At 68.2% G+C, this 24334-nt stretch carries 19 protein-coding genes; 14 read left to right on the top strand and 5 right to left on the bottom strand.

What is annotated here, in order from left to right; translation table 11 throughout:
• Window positions 1–57: 57 nt before the first annotated feature.
• The 3 genes from BTE28158_RS12390 (at window position 58) to ilvD (ending at window position 4790) form a co-directional block, all read left to right on the top strand.
• On the top strand, window positions 58–1650 hold the full coding sequence (locus BTE28158_RS12390) for an aldehyde dehydrogenase (NADP(+)) (RefSeq protein ID WP_151051758.1): 1593 nt from the start codon (window positions 58–60) through the stop codon (window positions 1648–1650).
• Complete coding sequence (locus BTE28158_RS12385) at window positions 1643–2665, top strand: Ldh family oxidoreductase (protein ID WP_151051756.1); 1023 nt, start codon at window positions 1643–1645, stop codon at window positions 2663–2665. The genes BTE28158_RS12390 and BTE28158_RS12385 overlap by 8 nt, the downstream gene beginning before the upstream one ends.
• Before the next feature lie 265 nt (window positions 2666–2930).
• Window positions 2931–4790, top strand: a complete 1860-nt coding sequence (ilvD, locus tag BTE28158_RS12380) for a dihydroxy-acid dehydratase (RefSeq protein ID WP_059607831.1) — start codon at window positions 2931–2933, stop codon at window positions 4788–4790.
• 116 nt (window positions 4791–4906) lie between these two features.
• On the opposite strand, the gene BTE28158_RS12375 is transcribed toward ilvD, so the two are convergent.
• Complete coding sequence (locus tag BTE28158_RS12375; protein WP_174919898.1) at window positions 4907–5719, bottom strand: SH3 domain-containing protein; 813 nt, start codon at window positions 5717–5719, stop codon at window positions 4907–4909.
• Window positions 5720–5752: 33 nt separating this feature from the next.
• The gene (locus tag BTE28158_RS12370; protein WP_124628736.1) at window positions 5753–6178 is read right to left on the bottom strand and encodes a hypothetical protein; all 426 of its coding nucleotides are present in this window, start codon (window positions 6176–6178) and stop codon (window positions 5753–5755) included.
• A 309-nt stretch (window positions 6179–6487) separates the two neighbouring features.
• Between BTE28158_RS12370 and BTE28158_RS12365 the strand changes: the two genes are divergently transcribed.
• Complete coding sequence (locus BTE28158_RS12365; protein ID WP_059607830.1) at window positions 6488–8050, top strand: sigma-70 family RNA polymerase sigma factor; 1563 nt, start codon at window positions 6488–6490, stop codon at window positions 8048–8050.
• 186 nt (window positions 8051–8236) lie between these two features.
• Entirely contained in the window at window positions 8237–9115 is an 879-nt protein-coding gene (locus BTE28158_RS12360) for a helix-hairpin-helix domain-containing protein (RefSeq protein WP_174919896.1), read from the top strand.
• 87 nt (window positions 9116–9202) lie between these two features.
• Here BTE28158_RS12360 and BTE28158_RS12355 read toward each other — a convergent pair whose 3' ends face one another.
• Window positions 9203–9628, bottom strand: a complete 426-nt coding sequence (locus BTE28158_RS12355; RefSeq protein WP_059607828.1) for a helix-turn-helix domain-containing protein — start codon at window positions 9626–9628, stop codon at window positions 9203–9205.
• Between the two features lie 172 nt (window positions 9629–9800).
• Window positions 9801–10241, bottom strand: a complete 441-nt coding sequence (locus BTE28158_RS12350; RefSeq protein WP_059466290.1) for a MarR family winged helix-turn-helix transcriptional regulator — start codon at window positions 10239–10241, stop codon at window positions 9801–9803.
• A gap of 134 nt (window positions 10242–10375) precedes the next feature.
• On the opposite strand from BTE28158_RS12350, the gene BTE28158_RS12345 reads away from it, so the two are divergent.
• The gene (locus BTE28158_RS12345; RefSeq protein WP_151049740.1) at window positions 10376–11908 is read left to right on the top strand and encodes an MDR family MFS transporter; all 1533 of its coding nucleotides are present in this window, start codon (window positions 10376–10378) and stop codon (window positions 11906–11908) included.
• A gap of 37 nt (window positions 11909–11945) precedes the next feature.
• On the opposite strand, the gene scpC is transcribed toward BTE28158_RS12345, so the two are convergent.
• On the bottom strand, window positions 11946–13460 hold the full coding sequence (gene scpC, locus BTE28158_RS12340) for a succinyl-CoA:acetate CoA-transferase ScpC (protein ID WP_059607826.1): 1515 nt from the start codon (window positions 13458–13460) through the stop codon (window positions 11946–11948).
• Window positions 13461–14095: 635 nt separating this feature from the next.
• Between scpC and BTE28158_RS12335 the strand changes: the two genes are divergently transcribed.
• From BTE28158_RS12335 to BTE28158_RS12300, 8 genes are all read left to right on the top strand, one after another.
• Window positions 14096–14854 carry a CDP-alcohol phosphatidyltransferase family protein gene (locus BTE28158_RS12335; protein WP_059607825.1) on the top strand — a complete coding sequence of 253 codons (759 nt, stop codon included), beginning with the start codon at window positions 14096–14098 and terminating at the stop codon, window positions 14852–14854.
• The gene (locus tag BTE28158_RS12330; protein WP_059607824.1) at window positions 14851–15660 is read left to right on the top strand and encodes a HalD/BesD family halogenase; all 810 of its coding nucleotides are present in this window, start codon (window positions 14851–14853) and stop codon (window positions 15658–15660) included. Before BTE28158_RS12335 ends, BTE28158_RS12330 begins: the two co-directional genes overlap by 4 nt.
• Window positions 15657–16658, top strand: a complete 1002-nt coding sequence (locus BTE28158_RS12325) for an HpnL family protein (protein ID WP_151049738.1) — start codon at window positions 15657–15659, stop codon at window positions 16656–16658. The genes BTE28158_RS12330 and BTE28158_RS12325 overlap by 4 nt, the downstream gene beginning before the upstream one ends.
• A 36-nt stretch (window positions 16659–16694) precedes the next feature.
• Window positions 16695–17462, top strand: coding sequence for a phosphocholine cytidylyltransferase family protein (locus tag BTE28158_RS12320; protein WP_124900598.1), 768 nt, complete (start codon window positions 16695–16697; stop codon window positions 17460–17462).
• Window positions 17459–19144, top strand: coding sequence for a phosphoenolpyruvate mutase (gene aepX / locus BTE28158_RS12315; RefSeq protein WP_151049736.1), 1686 nt, complete (start codon window positions 17459–17461; stop codon window positions 19142–19144). Before BTE28158_RS12320 ends, aepX begins: the two co-directional genes overlap by 4 nt.
• Window positions 19141–20322 (top strand): phosphonopyruvate decarboxylase, encoded by a 1182-nt coding sequence (gene aepY / locus BTE28158_RS12310; RefSeq protein ID WP_124628754.1) that lies wholly within the window; start codon window positions 19141–19143, stop codon window positions 20320–20322. The genes aepX and aepY overlap by 4 nt, the downstream gene beginning before the upstream one ends.
• Window positions 20322–21386: a 2-aminoethylphosphonate aminotransferase gene (locus BTE28158_RS12305; protein WP_059607819.1), complete on the top strand. Its 1065-nt coding sequence runs from the start codon at window positions 20322–20324 to the stop codon at window positions 21384–21386. The genes aepY and BTE28158_RS12305 overlap by 1 nt, the downstream gene beginning before the upstream one ends.
• A 413-nt stretch (window positions 21387–21799) precedes the next feature.
• Entirely contained in the window at window positions 21800–24313 is a 2514-nt protein-coding gene (locus BTE28158_RS12300; protein ID WP_151049734.1) for an EAL domain-containing protein, read from the top strand.
• Window positions 24314–24334: the final 21 nt, after the last annotated feature.

Raw genomic sequence — 24334 nt, 5'->3', positions numbered from 1 at the left:
CCATTTCACTCCGGCCGGGTGCACCACGCCCGGCCCCGCATTTTCCGAGGAAAACCCATGCAACTCACAGGTCAGCTCCTGATCGGCCAGTCGGCCATCGCCGGACAGAACGGCACCCTTCACGCGATCGCCGCCGCGACCGGCGAACCGCTCGAACCCGCGTTCGGCGGCGCGAGCCTGCACGACCTGGAGACGGCCTGCGCGCTCGCCGACGAAGCCTTCGACACGTATCGCGAGACGCGCCCCGAGCAGCGCGCCGCGTTTCTCGATGCGATCGGCCGCAACATCATGGCGCTCGGGGACGACCTGATCGAGCGCTGCGTCACCGAAACGGGCCTGCCGCGCGCACGCATCGAAGGCGAACGCGGGCGCACGGTCGGCCAGCTCGCGCTGTTCGCGTCGCTCGTGCGCGACGGCGGTTACGTCGACGCGCGCATCGATCCGGCCCGCCCGGACCGCAAGCCGCTGCCGCGCGTCGACCTGCGCCTGCGCAACGTCGCGATCGGGCCGGTTGCCGTATTCGGCGCGTCGAACTTCCCGCTCGCGTTCTCGGTCGCGGGCGGCGATACCGCGTCGGCACTCGCCGCCGGCTGCCCGGTGATCGTCAAGGCGCACTCCGCGCATCCGGGCACGTCCGAGCTTGTCGGCCGCGCGATCCAGCAGGCCGTGCGCGAATGCGGGCTGCCGGCCGGCGTGTTCTCGCTGCTGTTCGACGCGTCGCGCGAAATCGGCCAGGCGCTCGTCGCCGATCCGCGCGTCAAGGCCGTCGGTTTCACCGGCTCGCGCCGCGGCGGCGTCGCGCTGATGAACATCGCCGCCGCGCGCCACGAGCCGATTCCGGTCTATGCGGAAATGAGCTCGATCAACCCGGTGCTGCTGTTCCCGGCCGCGCTCGACGCGCGCCACGACGCGATCGCGCCGCAGTTCGTCGCATCGCTCACCCTCGGCGCCGGCCAGTTCTGCACCAACCCGGGCCTCGTGCTCGCGGTCGACGGCCCGGCGCTGCGCGCGTTCGAAGCCGCGGCGGCCACTGCCGTGCAGGCGAGCGCCGCGCAGACGATGCTGACGCCGCACATCCACGCGAGCTATGCGCAAGGCGTGACCGCGCTGAGCACGCACGACGCGGTCGAACTGCTGGCGCAAGGCATGGAAGGCAGCCGCTACCAGGCGCGCGCGGCGCTGTTCGCGACCTCGGCGGACGCATTCATCGCCCACCCCGAACTGCGCGACGAAGTGTTCGGCCCCGCGTCGCTCATCGTGCGCTGCCCCGATGCCGACACGCTGCACCGCGTGCTGAAATCGCTCGAAGGCCAGTTGACGATCGCCGCGCATCTCGCCGACGGCGACGCCGCGCTGTTCGCCGCGCTGCGCCCGACGCTCGAGCGCAAGGCCGGCCGCATTCTCGTCAACGGCTTCGGCACGGGCGTCGAGGTCGGTCATGCGATGGTGCACGGCGGCCCGTTCCCGGCCACGTCCGACACGCGCACGACGTCGGTCGGCGCACGCGCAATCGAGCGTTTCCTGCGCCCCGTTTCGTACCAGGACGTGCCGGACGCGCTGCTGCCCGACGCCATCCGCAACGGCAACCCGCTGAACGTGCCGCAACGCATCGACGGCGTGCCCGCACCGCGGGAAGCGCGCGATGTCTGAGCCGCTCGCCGAAGTCGTCCTGTCGCTCGATGAGGTCCATGCGCTCGCGCTGCGGGTGCTGACGCACCACGGGATGTCCGATGCGCACGCGCGGGCGATCGCGCGTGTGATCACGCAGGGCCAGCGCGACGAGTGTCACTCGCACGGCGTGTACCGGCTGCTCGTGTGCGTGCGCTCGCTGAAGAAGGGCAAGGTCGACCCGCAAGCCGTGCCGACGTTGCGCCGGCTATCGTCGTCGATCGTCGCGGTCGACGCCCATCGCGGCTTCTCGCTGCTGAGCTTCGAAACCGGCCTGCCGGTGCTCGTCGAGATGGCCAAGCAGCACGGGATCGCCGCGATGGCGATCAACCACTGCTACCACTTCTCGGCGCTGTGGCCCGAGGTCGAGGCGATCGCCGCCGAGGGGCTCGTCGGCATCGCGATGAACCCGAGCCACAGCTGGGTCGCGCCGGAAGGCGGCCGCGAGCCGGTGTTCGGCACGAACCCGATCGCGTTCGCATGGCCGCGCCCGGACGGCGTGCCGTTCGTATTCGATTTCGCGACGAGCGCGATCGCGCGCGGCGACATCGAGCTGCATGCAAAACAGGGCAAGGCGATCCCGCCGCACTGGGCGATCGGCCCCGACGGCCAGCCGACCACCGATCCGAAGGCCGCGCTGCAGGGCGCGATGCGCACGTTCGGCGGGCACAAGGGCTCGGCGCTCGCGGCGATGGTCGAGCTGCTCGGCGGCGCGCTGATCGGCGACATGACGAGCCAGGAGTCGATGGACTTCGACGAAGGCGTCGGCGCGACGCCGTGCCACGGCGAGCTCGTGATCGCGTTCGACCCGAAAGTGTTCCTCGGCGACGACCTCGACGCGGGCCTCGCACGCGGCGAGCGGATGTTCGCGTCGATCACCGGACAAGGCGCGCGGCTGCCGTCGCAACGGCGCTTCGACGCCCGCGCGCGCAGCATCGCGCACGGCGTGCGGATTCCGAAGGCCTTGTACGACGAAATCCTGACGCTGCTCGACTGACGCACGATCGCGAGGCGCGGCGCCATCGCCGGCAGGACGGGCGATGACGCCGTCGTCCGGTTCGACCGGCGTGTCCCGCGCCCGCATCCTGGCGCCCCACCCGGCGCCCGCTCGCCCGCGCCTGCGGGCGCCGCACGCCCGGCGGCTGTGGGATAATCGTCGGGTTTGCCCAGGGCGCAGCTCAAGAGGTTGTTCGCACGGGCGCGCGAGAGGCCTCTATTCCCGTGCCTCCACCCTTTTCCGCGATATTTCTTCAGCCATCATCATGCCCACATACCGTTCCAAAACCTCCACCGCCGGCCGCAACATGGCAGGTGCGCGCTCGCTGTGGCGCGCCACCGGCATGAAAGACGACGATTTCTCGAAACCGATCATCGCGGTCGTCAACTCGTTCACGCAGTTCGTGCCCGGGCACGTGCACCTGAAGGATCTCGGCCAGCTCGTCGCGCGCGAGATCGAGGCCGCCGGCGGCGTCGCGAAGGAATTCAACACGATCGCGGTCGACGACGGCATCGCGATGGGCCATGACGGCATGCTCTATTCGCTGCCGAGCCGCGACATCATCGCCGACTCGGTCGAGTACATGGTGAACGCGCACTGCGCGGACGCGATGGTGTGCATCTCGAACTGCGACAAGATCACGCCGGGGATGCTGATGGCCGCGATGCGCCTCAACATCCCGGTGATCTTCGTGTCGGGCGGCCCGATGGAAGCCGGCAAGACGCGCCTCGCGAACCCGATCACCAAGACCGTCGAACTGAAGAAGCTCGACCTCGTCGACGCGATGGTGATCGCGGCCGACCAGTCGTATTCGGATGCCGACGTCGCCGAAGTCGAGCGCTCGGCCTGCCCGACCTGCGGCTCGTGCTCGGGCATGTTCACCGCGAACTCGATGAACTGCCTGACCGAAGCGCTCGGCCTGTCGCTGCCCGGCAACGGCACGGTCGTCGCGACGCACGCGGATCGCGAGCAGCTGTTCAAGCGCGCCGGCCGCCGCATCGTCGAGCTGACCCGCCAGCACTACGAGCAGGACGACATGCGCGTGCTGCCGCGCTCGGTCGGCTTCAAGGCGTTCGAGAACGCGATGACGCTCGACATCGCGATGGGGGGTTCGACCAACACGATCCTGCACCTGCTGGCGATCGCGCGGGAAGCCGGCATCGACTTCACGATGAAGGACATCGATCGCCTGTCGCGCATCGTGCCGCAGCTGTGCAAGGTCGCGCCGAACACGAACAAGTACCACATCGAGGACGTGCACCGTGCGGGCGGCATCATGGCGATCCTCGGCGAACTCGAGCGCGCCGGCAAGCTGCACACCGACGTGCCGACCGTGCACGCGCCGACGCTGAAGGATGCGCTCGACCAGTGGGACATCGTCCGCACGGAAGACGAAGCGGTCCGCACGTTCTACCTGGCCGGCCCGGCCGGGATCCCGACGCAGGTCGCGTTCAGCCAGAACACGCGCTGGCCGAGCCTCGACCTCGACCGCGCCGAAGGCTGCATCCGCTCGTACGAGCATGCGTTCTCGAAGGAAGGCGGCCTGGCCGTGCTGACCGGCAACATCGCGCTCGACGGCTGCGTGGTGAAGACGGCCGGCGTCGACGAAAGCATCCTCGTGTTCGAGGGCTCGGCTCACGTGACCGAATCGCAGGACGAAGCGGTCGAGAACATCCTGAACGACAAGGTCAAGGCCGGCGACGTGGTGATCGTGCGCTACGAAGGCCCGAAGGGCGGCCCCGGCATGCAGGAAATGCTGTACCCGACGAGCTACATCAAGTCGAAGGGCCTCGGCAAGGCATGCGCGCTGCTGACGGACGGCCGGTTCTCGGGCGGCACGTCCGGCCTGTCGATCGGTCACTGCTCGCCGGAAGCGGCAGCGGGCGGCGCGATCGGCCTCGTGCGCGACGGCGACAGGATCCGCATCGACATCCCGAACCGCACGATCGACGTGCTGGTGTCGGATGAGGAACTCGCGCGTCGCCGCGAAGAGCAGAACGCGAAGGGCTGGAAGCCGGCGCAACCGCGCCCGCGCAAGGTGTCCGCTGCGCTGAAGGCCTATGCGAAGCTGGTGATGTCGGCCGACAAGGGCGCCGTGCGCGACCTGTCGCTGCTCGACGACTGACACCGGGCGACGGGCCGCGCGAACGGCCCGCCTGTGTGAACCAGAAGCCGCTCTCCGGAGCGGCTTTTTTTCGTCCGGCGCCGGCCCGAAGCAGCGGCACCCGTGCCGCCAATCGATCAATGACGAAACTCGTCGGTGCCGCCCCATCCGGCTCCACCGCCGCCGCCGCGGTTACCGCCGCCGCCGTGATTCCCGCCGCTGTTTCCACCGCCTTGCGGCCGTGCGCCGTAACCGCCGCCGCCGCCCTGCTGGTACGTCGGCGGCGCCATCATCCGCGCCGCGCCCCCGCTGGGGGCGGGAGGCTGCGCCGGCGGCGGCGCGGGCTGACGAGCGCCGGGCATCGGCGCAGGCGCGGCCTGCGGCGCCGGCGCGCGGTTCGGGCCGTTCCAGCCGCCGCGCGTGGCCGACGGCCGCGCATCATGCCGCTCCGGTGGCGCACCGCCCGGCGCGCGCTGGATCGGCCCGCCCGGCTGCGGGTGCCCGTAGGCGGGCGGCATCCCGCCGGGGCCGATGCGCGGCTCGGCACGACGCTCCCAGCGGTCGCGATCGTGAAACCACGGCCGATGGCGGTAATAGCGATCCCAGTACGCGCCGATCGCAAACCCGGTCACCGGCACGCCGATGATCGCGCCGTATTCGAGCAACGGCACGTAATTGCCCTGGTACGGATAGTCGAGCTGGTCAGCGTCGATCCAGCCGCGCACGCCCGGCAGCGCGACGTCGCACCACGAGTAGTCGCTCAGGCAACCGAACACGTCCAGCGCGGTGCCGGGCGGAATCTGCGCGACGACCGGATAATCGGGTGCCGGCCCCGCATAGATTTCGGCCGGCGAGTTCGTGTACGCGCTGCTTTGCGCGTCGGCGACGCCCGGCACCGCGGCGATGCCGAACAGGACGACGCAGAGACTGCGGATGATCGTGTTGCTCATGATGCTCTCCCGCGCGGTGCCACCGCGCGTCATTCAGTGTCGATGGCCCCCGCCCCAATGGCCGCCTCCCCAGTGGCCGCCGCCCCACGGACGGTGCCAGTACCCGCCCCGGTAGCCGCCGCCCCAATGCCCCCAGAAACCGAGGCCAATCGAGACGGGCGGCCCATACCAGCCCGGGTAGTACCCGGGATAGTAGGCCGGGTAAGGCACGTAGGCCGGCGCGAGATACACCGGGGCCGGTACGTAGGTGTTATCGTCTGCCGGCGGCGGCATCGCGGGCGTCGGCGGCGCGACCGGTCCGGCGGTTGCCGGCGCCACCGGGATCTCGCGCTGCGACACCGTGGCAGGCACGGGTGCGTAATACGGCGCATAGCCGTATGGGCCGGTGTAATAACAGCCGCTCAGCGCGAGCATGGCCAGCGCCATGACGGCAGGCCGCGCGGCGGGAATCGGGTTCATTCGAGGCTCCGCAGGGAATGGTGCGTCGCCGCGTGGCGCGCGCCTGACTCTAGCTTACGTCCCCTGCATATTTCTGCGGGTTTGATCCGTTACTTTTTGTTTCGCGGCAACGAAGAACGGGGCGCGACCGAGCGGGCATGCCGCATGCTCGCGCGTCAGCCGCACCGGCGTTGAAGTTGGCGCAAATGCCCTCAAGTTGGATATCGAGTCAGGCTGGCCGGCGCGGACGGGCGTTCGCGGCCCCCGGGAGCCTGAAACCCGCGGACTTCGGCCCGCCCAGACAGGAACGCGGCTCGCGCCGCCATCGACATGACTACGCCACGCCCCACGCTTCGGGCGGACACGCCCCTCGATCCGATCATCCAGTTGCTGGCGCTTGCCGGCGAACAGGGTTATCTGACGCACGCCGACCTCGTCGACGCGCTGCCGCCGGAAAGCGACAGCCCCGACGCGCTGGACGTCGTGCGCGCCGCGCTTGCGGACATCGGCATCGCCGTGCTCGACGAACCCGCCGCGCCGGCGCCGTTCGCGGGCGCGGCACCGGTCGACGTCGATCGCGACGCCCTCGACGAGGGCCGCGCGCTGCTCGGCGATCTCGCCCGCGGCACCGGTGCATCGACCGATCCACTCGCGCTCTACATGCGGCGCATCCATGCGGTGCCGCTGCTCAAGCGCGAGGAGGAAATCGTGCTTGCCCGCGAGATCGAAACGGGCCGCCATCAGATCCTGCACGCGCTCGCCGGCTATCCGGCGGCCGTCGAGGCGCTGCTGGCGCGCCATGCCGCAACGCGTTCAACCGGCGCGGCCGCCAACGAAGGCGATGACGTCGACGACGGCGGAGGCGACACGCCGGCACCTGCGCGCTACGACACGCTGTATGACGCGATTGCGGCCGTGCGCGACGCATTGCACGCGCAGGGCTGCCGTTCGGCCGAGTATCGCGACGCGCGTAACCGTCTGGCCGCGCTGCTCGGTTCGCTCGCATGGGTTGCACCGGCCGTCGACGAAGCGAGCCGCGTCTTGCGCGCACTCGCCGCCGCACCGGTCGCAGCCGGGACGGACGCCCCCGCGTGCGCCGACGCCGCGTGCTTCGACCCGGTCGCGCGGCGCGCGCTCGGCGCCGCACTGAGCGACGGCCAGCAAAAAGTGCGTGACGGTACGCGCGCGATGCTTGAGGCGAACCTGCGCCTCGTGCTGTCGATCGCACGCAAGTACATGAACCGCGGTGTCGACCTGCCCGATCTCGTGCAGGACGGCTGCCTCGGCCTGATGCGCGCGATCGAGAAATTCGAATACCGGCGCGGCTTCAAGTTCTCGACCTACGCGACCTGGTGGATCCGGCAGGCGGTCGCGCGCGCGGTGGCCGACCGCTCGCGCACGATCCGCGTGCCCGTGCACGTCGGCGACCAGTACCAGCGCGTGCAACGCCATGCGCTGCGCGTGCGCCAGCGCACGGGCCGCCGCGCGACGCCGGCCGAACTCGCCGCCGAGACCGGGCTCGCCGAGGACAAGTTGCGCGCGGTGCTCGCGCTGCCGGCCGAGCCGCTGTCGCTCGACACGCCGCTGCCCGACGCGGATACCGGACTGGTCGACCTCCTCGAGGACCAGGCATCGGCGAGCCCGTTCGAGCGTCTGGCGGACACGCGCATGCGCGAATGCGTGACGTCGCTGCTGCGCTCGGTCACGCCGGCCGAGGCTGACGTGCTGCGCCGGCGGTTCGGCCTCGGCGGTGCCGAACCCGACACCTACGATGCGATCGCTCAGGACGCGGGGATGTCGCGCGAACGCGTGCGGCAGATCGAGAAGCGCGCGCTCGCCACGCTGCGCATGGCCGCGGAGGCCGAGGGCGCGCAGTCGTTCCTCGACGCGTAACGGGTCGCACGTTCGTGCTGCACGCCGGCACGAACGTGCGCGGACCGGTCCCGCCCGTGCAACGTTTGTCATTGATGCGCATCAAATTTTGCTCGTCGCTTGCCGTGACAATGTGCTGAAATAACACTTGGACCCGGGGCGTTGCGCACCGGGTCCGTTCCGTTTGCACATCTCCAGGCTCCGCACATGCAAACGACCATCGGCCAAACACACGAGGAAAACCGGCAGATCGCGGCCTGCTTGAGCGAGGCCGCGCAGTTGCTTGCCGACCAGGGCGCGAATCCTTATCGGGTGGCCGCCTACCGCGCATCGGCCGATACGATCGAGTCGCTCGAAGACGGTATCCGCACGCGGTTCGACGCGGGCGGCGTCGATGCGCTCGGCGCACTGCCGGAAATCGGCACGGGCGTCGCGCAGGCGATCGCCGAACTGCTGGTGACGGGACGCTGGCGGCTGCTCGACCGGCTGCGCGGCGACGCGGAGCGCACGTCCGCATTCGAAGCCGTGCCGGGCATCGGCCACGCGCTCGCGTTGCGGATTCACGACCAATTGCACATCGATACGCTCGAGGAGCTTGAACGCGCGGCCCGCAGCGGCCAACTCGACGCGATTCCGGGCGTCGGCCCGCGGCGCGCGGCCGGCATCCGCGCGGCGCTCGACGACGTGCTGAGCCGGCGCCGGCGCTGGCAAGGCCACGCGCGCGACGCCAGCCTCGGCACCGAGCCGCCGGTCGAACTGCTGCTTTACATCGACCGCCTGTACCGCAACAAGGCCGCCGCCGGCATCCTGCCCACGCTCGTGTCACGTCGCCTGAACGCGGACGTGAGCATTCAGCCGCCCGTGATGCACATGACGAAAGGCGGCTGGCATTTCACCGCGCTGTGCCCGTATCCCGTGCGTCCGCAGGCGTCCGGTCGCACCGCGGACTGGGTCGCGCTCTACTTCTACGATGCGTTGCAATGCGAGAACCAGCGGACCGTCGTCACCGAAACGCTCGGCTCGCTCGTCGGCAAACGCATCGTGCGCGGACGCGAGATGGAATGCCGCGTGTATTACGCGGGATGAGTCGCTCGGGAGGCCAGCCGCGGCAGTACGGCCGCCCCGTGGCACGCTCGAGCGCCCACGCTTCGACAAACCGGAACGCCTGACCGCTTACGCGCCTTCCGTCTTCGTGCGGCGCGCCGGATGACGATGCGCCACGATGCGCAACAGCTTGCGGAACGACGGACACTCGAGATGACTCGGCGCCGGGCAGACGGCCGCGTGCCGCAACGCGTCGCGCACCGCGCCGAGACGGCGGATCGTGCGATCGAGCTCGTCGGCCTTGTCGTCGAGCTTCGCGCGATCGATCGCAGGCCGGCCGTCCGCACCGAACATCGCGAGGATGTCGTCCAGCGAAAAGCCGGCCTCGCGGCCGAGCGCGATCAGCGCAAGACGCTCCAGCACCGACTCGTCGTACTGGCGCCGCAGCCCGTGACGGCCGTTCGGCGCGATCAATCCCTTTTCCTCGTAGTAGCGCAGCGTCGACGCGGGCAATCCCGAGCGGCGCGCGACTTCGGCGATATCCAGACGGCTCATGCTCGATCTCGAGTGAACTTGAAGTTGCAACATGGCCGCTCGACTCGTTCGACACAAGCCTGGACCGCCATGCCCCCGCCGAAACCGACGCGCGTCCCGACGTCCCGACACGCCGCGTCGCCGCGACCGTTCGGGCTGGCGGCGCTGGGTCGTCGAGCACCGCGCACCGCGTTCATTCGCCGCCGCTGTCGATCAGGTTGTGGCGCACGCGCCCGAGCAGGCGCACGAGCGTGTCGCGCTCGTCGCGCGTGAAGCCGCGCAACCCGTCGTCGGTGACAGTGTCGCCCACCTCCAGCATCTGCGGAAAGATGTCACGCGACTTGTCGGTCAGCCGGATCACGAACGCGCGGCGATCGTCGTCGTTCGCGATGCGTTCGATCCACCCGCAGCCTTCCATCCGGTCGAGCAGCCGCGTCAGCGAGATCGGCGTGATCTCGAGCCATTCCGCGAGCCGTGCCTGATTCATCTCGCCCTTCCACGTCAGGTATGCGAGGACGCGGCTTTGCGCGCGCGTCAGTCCGAGGCGCTTCGCGCGTCGGTCGAACAGGCGTCCTTGCAGACGGGCCACATCGGAAATCAGGTAGCCGATCCGGTTCTCGTAAGTCTTGTCCATGCGGCGATTATAGGGGCAGGCCGGAAATCGCCCGCGGCTCGGGTCAAGCGATGAGCACGAATATAATAAGCGTGCTTATAATTCGAGCCATACCGGATCGCCGCCCACGGCGACCGCCCCACGGAGACACCCGCTTGAATCCCGCCGCCGCCGACGCCGCCTCGCCGCCCGCCCTCAACCGGCCGATGCTGACCCTGTCGATCATGCTCGCGACGCTGATCCAGACCCTCGACAGCACGATCGCGAACGTCGCGCTGCCGCATATGCAGGGCACGCTGTCCGCGTCGCAGGACGAAATCACCTGGGTGCTGACCTCCTACATCGTCGCCGCGGCGATCGCGACGCCGCTGACCGGCTGGCTTTCCGATCGCCTCAGCATGAAGCGGCTGCTGACGCTCTCGATCGCGGGCTTCACGATCGCGTCCGCGCTGTGCGGGCTGTCCGAGTCGCTCGTGCAGATCGTCGGCGCGCGGCTGCTGCAGGGCGTGTTCGGCGCCGCGCTGGTGCCGCTGTCGCAGTCGATCCTGCTCGACATCAATCCACGCGAGAAACAGGGCCAGGCGATGGCGATCTGGGGAATGGGCGTGATGGTCGGCCCGATCCTCGGCCCGACGCTCGGCGGCTGGCTCACCGACAGCTACAACTGGCGCTGGGTATTCTTCATCAACGTGCCGATCGGCGCGTTCGCGCTGGCCGGCGTGCTGACCTTCCTGCCGGCGCGCGCGCCGCGTCCGCACGTGAAATTCGATGCGTTCGGCTTCGCGACGCTCGCGCTCGCGATCGGCGCGTTCCAGGCGATGCTCGACCGCGGCGAACAGCTCGACTGGTTCGGCTCGTACGAAATCCGCATCGAGGCGCTCGTCGCCGCCCTCGCCTTCGCATTCTTCCTCGTGCATACGGCCACCGTCGGCAAGGCGTCGTTCTTCAAGTCGGAACTGCTGCGCGACCCGAACTTCGCGACCGGCACGCTGTTCATCTTCGTCGTCGGCGCGGTGCTGTACGCGACGCGCGCACTGTTACCGCCGATGCTGCAGAACCTGATGGGCTATCCGGTCGCGACGACGGGCCTCGTCACCGCGCCGAGCGGCGCCGGCACGATGATCGCGATGCTGTTCGTCGGGCGCTTGTTGAAATACGTGGATGCGCGTGCGCTGCTGTTCGCCGGGCTGGCGATTTCCGCGCTCGCGCTGTGGCAGATGATGCAGTACACGATCGTGCTGTCCGAGGCGGACATCGTGTGGCCCGGAGTGGTCCAGGGCTTCGGGCTGGGGCTCGTGTTCGTGCCGCTGAGCGCGCTGTCGTTCTCGACGCTGCAGCCGGAGCTGCGCGCGGACGGCACGGCCACCTACAGCCTGATGCGCAACATCGGCAGCAGTATCGGCATCTCGATCGTGCAGACGCTGATGACGCGCAACACGCAGGTCGCGCATGCCGACCTCGCGACCCACATCACGCCGTTCGACCCGGCCGTGCAGGCGATGGCCGGCAGCCACGTCGACATCGCGCTGCTCGACCGCACGATCAACCAGCAGGCCGCGATGATCGCCTACCTGAACGACTTCAAGCTGATGTTCGTCGCGACGCTGCTGATGATCCCGCTGTTGCTCCTGATCCGCCCGCCGCAGAAAACGGCGAGCGCCGACATCGCGCACGCGGCGATGGATTGACGATGCGACGGGCGCATGCCCGCCGCGGGCCGCAACGTCAGGCCTTCATCGTCCCGGTGCGCACGTAGCGTTCGTGCCACGACAGCGCCTCGGCGAGCAGGTGCGGCGTGTGCTTGCCGAAGCTCTCGCGCGACGCGCGCTCGAAGTAGTCCTCGAGCATCGGCCGGTAGTCGGGATGCGCGCAGGTCGCGATGATCTTGCGTGCGCGCTGCTTCGGCGACAGGCCGCGCAGATCCGCGAGCCCCTGCTCGGTGACGACCACCGCGACGTCATGCTCGGTATGGTCGACGTGGCTCGCCATCGGCACGATCCGCGAGATCGCGCCGCCCTTCGCGGTGCTGGCCGACATGAAGCACGACAGGTAGCCGTTGCGGGCGAAGTCGCCCGAGCCGCCGATGCCGTTCTGGATCTTCGTGCCCATCACGTGCGTCGAGTTCACGTTGCCGTAGATGTCGGCTTCGATCATCCCGTTCATCGCGATGCAGCCGAGGCGGCGCACGAGTTCCGGATGGTTGCTGATCTCCTGCGGGCGCAGCAGGATCTTTTCGCGGAACGTCGCGATCTCGTCGGCGAATCGCTGCACGGCGGCCGGGCTCAGCGACAGCGCCGTGGCCGACGCGAAGCTCAGCGTGCCGTCGTCGAGCAGGTCGAGCATGCCGTCCTGGATCACTTCGGTGTACGCGGTCAGGTTCGAGAAGCCAGCCGAGCTCAGTTCCGCGAGCACCGCGTTCGTGATGTTGCCGACGCCCGACTGCAGCGGCAGCAGGTTTTCCGGCAGGCGGCCGCGCTTCACTTCGTGGCGCAGGAAGTCGATCAGCTGATGCGCGATCTGTTTCGACGTGGCGTCCGGCGCGGAGAACGCATTGCTGCGGTCCGGCGCGTCGGTCTCGACGATCGCGACGATTTTCTCGGCCGGGCAGCGCAGGTACGGCTCGCCGATCCGGTCGTCGCTTTTCGTCAGCGGAATCGGCTTGCGGTGCGGCGGCAGCGCGGTGCCGTAATAGACGTCGTGCATCCCGTCGAGACCGAGCGGCTGGCGCGAGTTGACTTCGAGGATCACGTGCTTCGCCTGCTCGAGCCACGTCTTGTTGTTGCCGATCGACGCGGACGGAATCAGCAGCCCGTCCTCGCGGATGCCCGCGACTTCGACGATCGCGACGTCGAGGTCGCCGTACAGCCCGAACCATGCGTATTGCGCGACGTGGCTCAGGTGGACGTCCTGGTAGTCGACTTCACCGGCGTTGATCTTGTCGCGCAGCGTCGGGTCGGACTGGTACGGCAGGCGCATCGAGATGCCGTTGGTGCGGGCGAGCGCGCCGTCGAGTTCCGGCGCGGTCGATGCGCCCGTCAGCACGTTGATCCGGAAGTCCTCGCCGCGCGCGTGGGCCGCGTCGATGTGGGCGGCGAGCGCGGCGGGCACGGCCTTCGGATAGCCCGAGCCGGTGAAGCCGCTCATGGCGACGGTCATGCCGGGACGGATCAGCGCGGCGGCTTCGTCGGCGGTGCGGACGAGCGAACGCAGGGCGGGAGCGAGGATGCGTGAAGAAGACATGGCTGTATATCTGACGCTTTTGGTCTGTCGTTGACGTCGCGGGGGGGTGTCTCCTGAGCGACGCGAAGCCCTTGGGGCCGCGAGGGGCGGCCCGGCACCACGGGCACGGTCGGAGTATCGCAGACGTCATCGCCGCGAAATGTCCGCTGGATGCAAAAGATACTTGCTGAATGCACCGGGTATCGAACGACAGTTCTGTGACAGCCGCAAACGCCTGCATCCGAAAGGTGCGCGAAAGCGGACCGCCAGTTTGCCGCGCGAAAATTACGAACGGCTGAACGTCAATCGACCGATACCTTTCCAGATTAGTCACATCAACGCGAAGAATCCGCATGCGACGGCCGGTCGTCGATCGACGCGGCTGATTGTCGCCCGACGCGGCTTTTGCAGGCCTGATGCACATCAACGCTCCGACGCGTGCGAATCGCCGCCAAACCCGCGCGCAAGGCCCGTCCGCCCTTGACAGCCGCGTGATGCGAACCACACTGGATCAGGTGAGGTCCGCCTGTGCGAACGCCGTGTCGCGCATCCGGTTTGCAACCTGCCGATGTCCGGAATGCGCGATAACACTCCCGTATGTCAGGACATTGGTCGAACAAAAAGCAACAAATTACAATTCCGTATATATTTCGCCGATGGACCAAAGAAAAACCTCTACACGTTCCGAACCGCCCCTGCCGCGCACCTGGGATGCACGGCTCGCGCGCGCGCTCGTCCGGCCGCTGATCGACACGCCCGTTACCCCGAATCACCTCACCACCCTTCGTCTGCTGATCGGCCTCGCCGGTGCCTGGTGCCTTGCGCAAGGCGGCTTCGGCTGGAGCAACGCGGGCGCATTCCTGATCGTGCTGTCGAACTTCGTCGACCACACCGACGGCGAACTCGCGCGCATCAGCGGCAAGTCCAGCAAGATCGGTCACTTTTACGACCTCGCGGCCGACGCGCTCGTGACGGTCGCGCTGTTCGTCAGCATGGGCGTCGGCATCGTCGCCCAGGGCGGCCAGATGGCCGCGTCGCCGGTACTGCTCGGCGCGCTGGCCGGCGCAGCCGTCGCGCTGATCTTCTTCCTGCGCATGCGGATCGAATCGATCGCCGGCAAGGCCGGCACCAAGCAGGCGTTCGCCGGCGGCTTCGAGACGGAAGACGTGCTCTACCTGCTGCCGATCGTGACGCTCGTCGACGGCGTCCAGCCGTTCCTGCTCGCGGCATCGATCGGCGCCCCGCTGTTCGCCGCGTGGGTCGTGATCGACTGGTGGCGCATCGTTCGGCGCGGCAACCTTCCGCACGAAAACACCGAGCAGCCCCAGGTTTTCGTGTCCCGCTCGGGGGGCCTGGCGCGCAGCGACAGGTCCGGGGGCGCTCAAAGTTCAACTGAAATCCAGGCTTCCAAATGACTCCTAGCACGCGCGACGACTCCGTGCTGAGCCCGGCACGCCCCGCGCCTGCGCGCGCGGCAGCGGCCGATCCCGATCGCACCGTGGCCGACTGCGTCGGCCGTCTCGACCTCGCGCGCCTGCGCGGCGACTACACGCGCCAGGGGTCGTTCCTGTATCTCGACGCATTCCTCCCGGCCGACGCGCACGCGAAGCTCGCGGCGGCCGCCCGCGCGATGCAGGCGGGCCTGAACCGCAATTACCTGCCCGGCCACAAGCAGGGCGGCAGCGTGAGCCGGCACACGATCGACGAACAGGCGCCGTACATCGCCGAACTGTACCGGTCGAAGGCGCTGATCGGTTTCCTCGAGAAGATCACCGGCGACAAGCTGATGCTGTCGCCGGACGACGATCCGCACGCGTACGCGCTGTACTACTACACGAAGCCGGGCGACCACATCGGCTGGCACTACGACACGTCGTACTACGACGGCCGCCGCTACACGCTGCTGATCGGCGTGATCGACGAGTCGTCGTGCCGGCTCGACTACGAACTGCATACGCGCAATCCGGACGTGCCCGACGAGCCGGGCTCCGTGCAGATCGCCGACGGCGGCATCGTGCTGTTCGACGGCGACAAGCTGCGCCATCGCGTCACGCCGCTCGGCCAGAACGAGACGCGCGTGTCGCTCACCTTCGAATACGTGACCAACCCCGGCATGCGGCCGTGGAAGCGCTTCATCTCGAACATGAAGGACGCGATCGCGTATTTCGGTTTCCGCCAGGTGTTCAAGCAGCTGGCCACGCGACGGTCGACCGGGTCATGACACGCGCCGGCCTGATCCTGCTGTCCATCGGAACGGCACTGTTCGTCGCCCTGCTCGCGTGGCAGGGCGTCGGCGCCGTCGCGTCGACGTTTCTCGCGGCCGGCTGGGGCCTCGTGCTCGTCGCGGCATTCCACGTCGTACCGCTCGTGATCGACGCGCTGGCGATCTCGGTGATGTTCCGCCACGGCCAGCCGGGCGCCGAGCTTGGCAACGCGCTGCGCGCGCGCTGGGTCGGCGAATCGGTGAACAGCCTGCTGCCCGCCGGGCAGATCGGCGGCCCGGTGCTGATGGTGCGCCACCTCGCGCAGCGCGGCACACGGATGGCCGATGCAGCCGCCGCGGTCACCGTCAGCACGACGATGCAGGCGCTCGCGCAGATGGCGTTCGCGCTGATCGGCATCGCCACGTTCAGCCTGTATGCGACGCACGAGTCCGTCGCCCACCTGCGCACGCCGGCGCTGATCGCCACCGGCGTGCTCGGCGCCCTCGCCGTCGCGTTCTACGTGGCGCAGCGGCGCGGGCTGTTCGGCCGCGGGCTGCGTCTCGCGTCGAAGCTGCTCGGCCCGCGCGACTGGTCGTCGCTGGCGACCCGCGCGGACGCGATCGACGACGCCGTCGGCGCGCTGTACCGCGATCGTGCGAAGGTTGCGAAGACCTTCGCACTGAGCCTCGTCGGCTGGATCGTCGGCACGGCGGAAGTGTGGCTCGCGCTGCACTTCCTCGGGCACCCGGTCAGCTGGCTCGACGCGCTGCTGCTCGAAAGCGTAGGCCAGGCGATTCGCGGTGCGGCATTCGCGATCCCGGGCTCGCTCGGCGCACAGGAAGGCGGTTACCTGCTGCTCGCCCCGCTGGTCGGCCTGCCGCCCGACGCGGCGCTCGCGCTGTCGCTCGCGAAGCGCGCGCGCGAACTCGCGCTCGGCCTGCCCGGCCTGCTCTATCTGCATTTCAGTGAAAGAAACTGGCAGCGGCGCCGCGCGCCGCAGCCCATCGCCGACTGATCGTTCAGATCCGTCGGCTTTTTGGTTGGAGAACCCATGCGAGCCATCATTCTTGCGGCAGGCCTAGGCTTGCGCCTGCAACAACCGCCCGAGGCGCAATTCCCGAAGTGCCTGCTGCGCTTCGACGACGTGTCGCTGCTCGAGCGCCATCTGCGCGTGCTCGACGCCGCCGGCGTCGATGAAATCGTGCTCGGGCTCGGCTTCCAGTCCGGGAAGGTCGAACAGGAACTCAAGCGCCTCGGCCGCAGCGCCGAGATCGTGCTGAACGAGCGCTACGACCTCGGCAGCGTGCTGACCGTGCACACCGTCGCCGATGCGATGACGCGCGGCGGCGACGTGCTGCTGATGGATGCCGACGTACTGTACGACGAGAACATCCTCCACGCGCTGGTAGCCGATCCGGACAAGTCGGTGGACCGCCTGCTGATCGATCGCGATTTCGAGGCCGGCGACGAGCCCGTCAAGCTGTGCCTGAAGAACGGCGTGCCGGTCGAGCTGCGCAAGCAGCTCGCGGTCGACCTCGAGTACGACACGATCGGCGAGTCGGTCGGCTTCTTCCGCTTCACCGAAGGCACCGCGCGCCGCCTCGCGACGATCGTCGCGGGCTACGTCGACAGCGGCCGCGCGAACATGCCGCACGAGGAAGCCGTGCGTGACCTGCTGCTCGAAGGCGGTCATTCGTTCGACGTCGCCGACGTCACGGGCTCGCCGTGGATCGAGATCGACTTCCCGAACGACGTCGCACGCGCCACACAAGAAATTCTCCCCCTGATTCAACGCACGACCGCAGGAGCCGCACGATGAACGCACGCGAACCCAACTTCTCCGAATCGCGCAGCGCACGCCTGCGCCGCATGCTCGTCAGCAGCGACCTCGAATTCCTGATGGAAGCGCACAACGGCCTGTCGGCACGGATCGTCCGCGAAGCCGGCTTCAAGGGGATCTGGGCATCGGGCCTCGCGATCTCCGCGCAGTTCGGCGTGCGCGACAACAACGAAGCGAGCTGGACGCAGGTCGTCGACGTGCTCGAGTTCATGGCCGACGCGAGCGACCTGCCGATCCTGCTCGACGGCGACACCGGCTACGGCAACTTCAACAACGTGCGCCGCCTCGTGAAGAAGCTGGAGCAGCGCGGCATCGCCGGGGTGTGCATCGAGGACAAGCAGTTCCCGAAGACGAACAGCTTCATCGACGGCGAGCGCCAGCCGCTCGCGGAGATCGACGAGTTCTGCGGCAAGATCAAGGCCGGCAAGGATTCGCAGAGCGATCCCGACTTCTCGATCGTCGCGCGCGTCGAGGCGCTGATCGCGGGCTGGGGGATGGACGAGGCGCTGCGCCGTGCGAACGCGTATGCGGAAGCCGGTGCCGACGCGATCCTGATCCACAGCAAGCTGTCGCGCCCGGACGAGATCCTGCAGTTCGCGCGCGAATGGAGCGGCAAGGCGCCGCTCGTGATCGTGCCGACCAAGTACTACAGCACGCCGACCGACGTGTTCCGCCAGGCCGGTATCAGCACCGTGATCTGGGCGAACCACCTGATCCGTGCGTCGGCATCGGCGATGCAGTCCGTCGCACGCGAAATCCACGAAAACCAGACGCTGATCAACGTCGAGGACCGCGTCGCGTCGGTCAACGAAATCTTCCGCCTGCAGGACGCCGACGAATACTCGGCAGCCGAGCGCATCTACCTGTCGTCGTCGTCGCGCGCGTCGAACGCGGCGATCGTGCTCGCAGCGAGCCGCGGCAAGGGCCTCGAAGCCGTGACCGAAGACAAGCCCAAGGTCATGCTGCCGGTCGCCGGCAAGCCGCTCTTGCGCTGGCTCGTCGACGGCTTCAAGAAGCACGGCGTGAACGACATCACCGTGGTCGGCGGCTATCGCGCCGACGCGATCGACACGTCGGGCATCAAGCTCGTCGTCAACGAGCGCCATGCGCAGACGGGCGAACTCGCGTCGCTCGCATGCGCGGCCGAACGCCTGACGGGCGACACCGTGATCTCGTACGGCGACCTGCTGTTCCGCAGCTACATCCTGCGCGACCTGGCGGAGAGCGAGGCCGAGTTCAGCGTCGTCGTCGATTCGTCGCTCACGGAGACCAACCAGAGCGTGCGCGACTTCGCGCTCTGCTCGGCGGCAGACGATCGCGGCCTGTTCGGCCAGAAGACGTATCTGCAACGTGTATCGAGCGACGTCGCCGCAGGCACGCCGCACGGCCGCTGGATCGGCCTCTTGAACGTGCGCGGCGCAGGCGTCGATCGCCTGAAGGCGATGCTCGCCACGCTGCAGGCGCGCCCGGATTTCGACACGCTCGACATCCCGTCCCTGCTCAACGAACTGATCGCCGCCGGCGAGAAGATCGAGGTGCAGTACGTGCACGGCCACTGGCGCGGCGTCAACGATCTCGAAGACTTCCGCCGCGCGGGCGACTTCGCGCACGGCCAGACGCCGCTGTCGGAGCCGGGTGCCGGCAACGGGAGCGCGCAATGATCGAAGCGGCCCAGTTCGTCGAGGCCGCGCGCGAACGCGGCTTCGACTGGTACGCGGGCGTGCCCTGCTCGTACCTGACGCCGTTCATCAATTACGTGCTGCAGGACCCGACGCTGAATTACGTGTCGGCCGCGAACGAAGGCGATGCGGTCGCGCTGATCGCGGGCGCGACGCTCGGCGGCAAGCGCGGCATTGCGATGATGCAGAACTCGGGGCTCGGCAACGCGGTGAGCCCGCTGACGTCGCTGACCTGGACGTTCCGCCTGCCGCAACTGCTGATCGTCACGTGGCGCGGCCAGCCGGGCGTGGCCGACGAGCCGCAGCACGCGCTGATGGGGCCGATCACGCCGGCGATGCTCGACACGATGGAGATCCCGTGGGAGACGTTCCCGACCGACCCCGAACAGGTCGGCCCGGCACTCGACCGCGCGATCGCGCACATGGACGCAACGGGCCGCCCGTACGCGCTCGTGATGCAGAAAGGCAGCGTCGCGCCGTATGAGCTGAAGGCGAACCCGGCCGCGCAGCCGCGTGCGCATGTCGCCGCGCAATCGTCGTCGCGCGCCGAAGCGCCCGCCGCGTGGCCGACCCGTCACGACGCGCTGCAGCGCGTGATCGCGCACACGCCGGTCGATTCGACCGTCGTGCTCGCATCGACCGGCTTCTGCGGCCGCGAACTCTACGCGATCGACGATCGCCCGAACCAGTTGTACATGGTCGGCTCGATGGGTTGCGTGACGCCGCTCGCGCTCGGCCTCGCGCTCGCGCGCCCCGACCTGCGTGTCGTTGCGGTCGACGGCGACGGCGCCGCGCTGATGCGCATGGGCGTGTTCGCGACGCTCGGCACCTACGGTCCGTCCAACCTCACGCACGTGCTGCTCGACAACGGCGCGCACGAATCGACCGGCGGCCAGGCAACCGTGTCGCGGCATGTGTCGTTCGCGGGCGTCGCGGCCGCGTGTGGCTACGCGTCGGCCGTCGAAGGCGATACGCTCGACGTTCTCGATGCGACGCTCGCGACGCAAGCCGACGGCGTGCAGTTCGTGCGCGTGGCGATCCGCACGGGCGTGCCCGACGGCCTGCCCCGCCCGACCGTCACGCCGGTCGAGGTCAAGACCCGTCTGATGCGGCACATCGGCGCAGCGCAGACCGAAGCCCACGTTGAAGGAGCCCATTGATGCTGCTGCTGAACCCTGGCCCCGTCACGCTCACCGAACGCGTGCGCCGCAGCCTGCTGCAACCCGACCTGTGCCATCGCGAAAGCGAATTCTTCGATCTGCAGGATGAAGCGCGTGCGCGCCTCGTCGCCGCCTACGCGCTCGATCCGGCCGAATGGGCGGCCGTGCTGATGACGGGCTCGGGCACCGCCGCCGTCGAGAGCATGATCGCCGCGCTCGTGCCGCAGGACGGCAAGCTTCTCGTGATCGAGAACGGCGTGTACGGCGAGCGCATCACGCAGATCGCGACGCAGTACGGAATCGCGCACGACGTGCTGAAGCACGAATGGATGCAGGCACCCGATCTCGCGCAGATCGCCGCGCGCCTCGACGCGGGCGGTTATTCGCACGTCGCGGTGATTCATCACGAAACGACGACCGGCCGGCTGAACGACCTCGGCGCGATCGCCGACGTGTGCCGCGCGCGCGGCGTGAAAATGCTCGTCGACGGCGTCAGCAGCTTCGGCGCCGAAGCGATCGATTTTGCCGGCGGCGTGATCGACGCGGTCGCCGCGACCGCGAACAAGTGCCTGCACGGCGTGCCGGGTGCCGCGTTCGTGATCGTGCGCCGCAGCGCGCTCGCGAAGGCCGCGAGCCGGACCTACTACCTCGACCTCGGCCGTCTGGCGAAGCTGCAGGATCAGCGCAACACGCCGTTCACGCCGTCCGTGCACGCGTATTACGCGCTCGTCGAGGCGCTGCGCGAATTCGACGAAGCCGGCGGCTGGCGTGCGCGCCATGCGCACTACAAGGCGCTCGCCGACCAGGCGCAGGCCGGGCTCGCGGCGCGCGGAATGCCGCTCGTGCTGCCCGAAGGCGCATCGTCGGTCGTGCTGCGCGCATATCGGCTGCCGCAGGGCGTCACGTACGAGACGCTGCACGACGGCCTGAAGGCGCGCGGCTTCGTCATTTATGCGGGGCAAGGCGGGCTGTCGAAAGAACTGTTCCGGATTTCGACGATGGGCGCGATTGGCGCGGCCGATGTCGAGCGGTTGCTGGAAGGGTTTACAGCGTTGACGCAATAAGCGTTGCTCCTTCGTCCATCAGAGGCCCGCAAGGGCCTTTTTTGTTGTTCGAGAAGTAGCGGGAGTATCGACCGGCCCCCCCTGCCCGCAGCCGTTCGACTTGCCGCCACGCCGCACGGATGTCGTCACAGCACTCAACTCTTGTCCGAACCTGTCGTTAACGCAGGGTGGCTGCCCTTGGGAGGGCGATGCTTCCGCGTCTGGATGCACTGGGCGTGCGATCGCCGAATGTGGTGCCGACGGTCTCGGCACCGCGCTCGCCGCCTCGAACGACGGGGCAATACCCCGCTTGCGAGTTCGATGAGTACGCAACCATTCGAGCGAGCGATATCGGATCTTGCCTGCCGCCGCAGACGAGCCCGCAGGTTGCCGGATCGCAATGCGCAGGCAAGGTTTTTCGTGTTGGTTAGAGAATGTATCCGAACAGTTACGATGTCCCGATTGCGCGCCTGGTCGCGCGTCAGATTCTGTCTTGCACACCTGCCACGCCGGTGCGAGAGGTCGCACGACGCATGTTCGCCGAGCACTGCAGCTCGATCGTCGTGATGCAGGACGACCAGGTCGTCGGGATCTGGACCGAGCACGATGCACTGTCGGCCGGCGACGATCCGCGCGGGCTCGATCGGCCGGTCGGCGAGGTGATGAGCCATCCGGTGCTGACGCTCGAGGCCAGTACGCCGCTGGGTGAAGCTGCGATGAAGTTCACGCAGTCGGGCGTGCGGCACTTCGTGGTGGTCCGGGATGGCGCCGCGATCGGTGTGCTGACGCAGACCGACGTCGTCGTGAACCAGGGGCCGGAATTCTTCCTCCACCTGAAGCCGATCGAATCGATCTCCGTCCATCCGCCCGTCGTCGTGCCCGAGCATGCCGCGCTGCATGCAGTCATCGCGCAGATGCGCACGCAACAGCTCGATGCGATCCTCGTCGGCTACGACGACGGCGAGCGCGGCATCCTGACCGAACGGGACGTCGTCCGGCTCCTGGCGGACGGCGGGGCCCAAGGCGCGGTCGGGGCCTTCGCCAGCAGGCCGCTGCAGATGCTGTCCGCCCGGCAGAGTCTGTATGCCGCGCAGCGCTTCATGACCGAGCACAATATGCGGCACGTCGGCATCCAGGACGAGGATGGCAAGCTCACCGGGCTGCTCTGTTTCGCGGACGTGCTGAAGAGCATCGAGCACGAATACGCGAACGAGCTGCGCAGCGCCTTGCGCGAGCGCGACGAAGCGCTGGGTCTCGCCCGCTTCAACCTGCGCATGGCGGATCGGGTGTTCGAATCGGCGCTCGAAGGCATCATGGTGACCGACCGGCATGCGAAGATCGAGCGCGTCAACCGGGCGTTCACGCGCCTGACCGGGTACACCGAGGACGAAGTGATCGGGCGCAACCCGGGCCTGCTGAGTTCAGGGCGCCAGACGCCCGAATTCTACAAGCAGCTGTGGCATTCGCTGACCACCGACGGCCACTGGCAAGGCGAAATCTGGAATCGCCGCAAGACCGGCGAGCTGTTTCTCGAATACCTGACGATCACCAGCATTCGCGACAACGCAGGCGAGATATCCCACTACGCGGCGATCTTTTCCGACATCACGCAGCGGCGCCAGGCGGAGGAACGGCTGGGCTATCTCGCCACGCACGACGTGCTCACCAATCTCGCGAACCGGGCGCTGTTCGAGGAGCGGCTCGCGCACGCGATCGTCCAGGCGAAGCGCCTCGGTCGCAAGGTCGCGGTGATGTACCTCGATCTCGACCGCTTCAAGCTGGTCAACGATACGCTCGGCCACAACGCCGGCGATGAGGTGTTGAAGATCGTTGCGGGACGCATCGTCGCGGAAGTGCTCGCGAACGACACTGTGGCACGCATGGGCGGCGACGAATTCGCGCTCGTGCTCGAGGAGTTCGACGACGTCCGCGACGTCGGGCGCATTGCGCGCAGGCTGCTGGACGAAGTGGCGCGGCCCATCGATATCGGCGGTCGCGAGGTCTTCGTCACACCGAGCATCGGCATCAGCATCTATCCGGACGACGGGATCGAGGCGGAGCACTTGATCCTGCTCGCGGACCAGGCGATGTACGGCGCGAAGAGTCGCGGCAGGAACGTGTTCCAGTTCTTCGAGAGCAAGATGACGTCGTCGGCGATCGAGCAGCTGGATATGCTCGGCGAGTTGCACCGCGCGCTCGAGCAGAATGAATTCCGCCTGTTCTACCAGCCGCAATTCGATCTGGCCAGCGGCCGGATCGTCGGCGTGGAGGCGTTGCTGCGCTGGTTGCATCCACGCAGGGGGCTGGTACCGCCGGGTGACTTCATCGGGCTCGCGGAGCGGTCCGCGCTGATCGTCCCGATCGGCCGGTGGGTGCTCCACGAAGCCTGCCGCCAGGCGTGCCGCTGGCTCGACGAGGGCTTCGAGTTCGGACGTGTGGCGGTGAACGTGTCGGCACGGCAATGCCTTACCGACCATTTTCTCAGCGACCTGACGACCATCCTCAGCGAAACCACGTTGCCGACCGAGTGCCTACAGCTCGAGCTGCTCGAAAGCATGGCGATGAACACCCGCGAGGAAATCGGCATCCTGCTGCGCGAACTGGCGATCCGGGGGATCAGCCTGGCGATCGACGATTTCGGGACGGGATATTCGTCGCTGGTGTACCTGAAGGATCTGCCCGTCGATACGCTGAAGATCGATCAGTCGTTCCTCAGGGACTGCGGTTCGGGCAGCACGGACGACGCGATCGTGCGCGCGATCGTTGCGATGGGCCGCGCGCTGGGGCTCGACGTCGTGATGGAAGGCGTAGAGACGGAAAAACAACTGGCCTTCCTGAAGGAGATCGGTTGCCATCAGGGGCAGGGTTTCCTGTTCGCGCGGCCACAGCCCGCCGACCAGTTCGTCGGGATCTTGTCGCACCACAGCGCGAAATTGCTGGTGGAGTGAGCCTTCCTGGCAGCGGGCACA

The sequence above is a fragment of the Burkholderia diffusa genome, assembly GCF_902499115.1.
GTDB lineage: Bacteria > Pseudomonadota > Gammaproteobacteria > Burkholderiales > Burkholderiaceae > Burkholderia > Burkholderia diffusa.
The sequence above is the reverse complement of the archived record's forward strand: the minus strand, read 5'-3'. Positions and strand labels throughout refer to the sequence as shown.

Coding starts and splice junctions, on each gene's coding strand:
- BTE28158_RS12360 (WP_174919896.1), top strand. CDS start 8,237: ATGCAAACGACCATCGGCCAAACACACGAGGAAAACCGGCAGATCGCG.
- BTE28158_RS12335 (WP_059607825.1), top strand. CDS start 14,096: ATGGACCAAAGAAAAACCTCTACACGTTCCGAACCGCCCCTGCCGCGC.
- BTE28158_RS12330 (WP_059607824.1), top strand. CDS start 14,851: ATGACTCCTAGCACGCGCGACGACTCCGTGCTGAGCCCGGCACGCCCC.
- BTE28158_RS12320 (WP_124900598.1), top strand. CDS start 16,695: ATGCGAGCCATCATTCTTGCGGCAGGCCTAGGCTTGCGCCTGCAACAA.
- BTE28158_RS12305 (WP_059607819.1), top strand. CDS start 20,322: ATGCTGCTGCTGAACCCTGGCCCCGTCACGCTCACCGAACGCGTGCGC.
- ilvD (WP_059607831.1), top strand. CDS start 2,931: ATGCCCACATACCGTTCCAAAACCTCCACCGCCGGCCGCAACATGGCA.
- BTE28158_RS12390 (WP_151051758.1), top strand. CDS start 58: ATGCAACTCACAGGTCAGCTCCTGATCGGCCAGTCGGCCATCGCCGGA.
- BTE28158_RS12355 (WP_059607828.1), bottom strand. CDS start 9,628: ATGAGCCGTCTGGATATCGCCGAAGTCGCGCGCCGCTCGGGATTGCCC.
- BTE28158_RS12350 (WP_059466290.1), bottom strand. CDS start 10,241: ATGGACAAGACTTACGAGAACCGGATCGGCTACCTGATTTCCGATGTG.
- BTE28158_RS12325 (WP_151049738.1), top strand. CDS start 15,657: ATGACACGCGCCGGCCTGATCCTGCTGTCCATCGGAACGGCACTGTTC.
- BTE28158_RS12370 (WP_124628736.1), bottom strand. CDS start 6,178: ATGAACCCGATTCCCGCCGCGCGGCCTGCCGTCATGGCGCTGGCCATG.
- aepX (WP_151049736.1), top strand. CDS start 17,459: ATGAACGCACGCGAACCCAACTTCTCCGAATCGCGCAGCGCACGCCTG.
- BTE28158_RS12300 (WP_151049734.1), top strand. CDS start 21,800: ATGTATCCGAACAGTTACGATGTCCCGATTGCGCGCCTGGTCGCGCGT.
- BTE28158_RS12385 (WP_151051756.1), top strand. CDS start 1,643: ATGTCTGAGCCGCTCGCCGAAGTCGTCCTGTCGCTCGATGAGGTCCAT.
- aepY (WP_124628754.1), top strand. CDS start 19,141: ATGATCGAAGCGGCCCAGTTCGTCGAGGCCGCGCGCGAACGCGGCTTC.
- BTE28158_RS12365 (WP_059607830.1), top strand. CDS start 6,488: ATGACTACGCCACGCCCCACGCTTCGGGCGGACACGCCCCTCGATCCG.
- scpC (WP_059607826.1), bottom strand. CDS start 13,460: ATGTCTTCTTCACGCATCCTCGCTCCCGCCCTGCGTTCGCTCGTCCGC.
- BTE28158_RS12375 (WP_174919898.1), bottom strand. CDS start 5,719: ATGAGCAACACGATCATCCGCAGTCTCTGCGTCGTCCTGTTCGGCATC.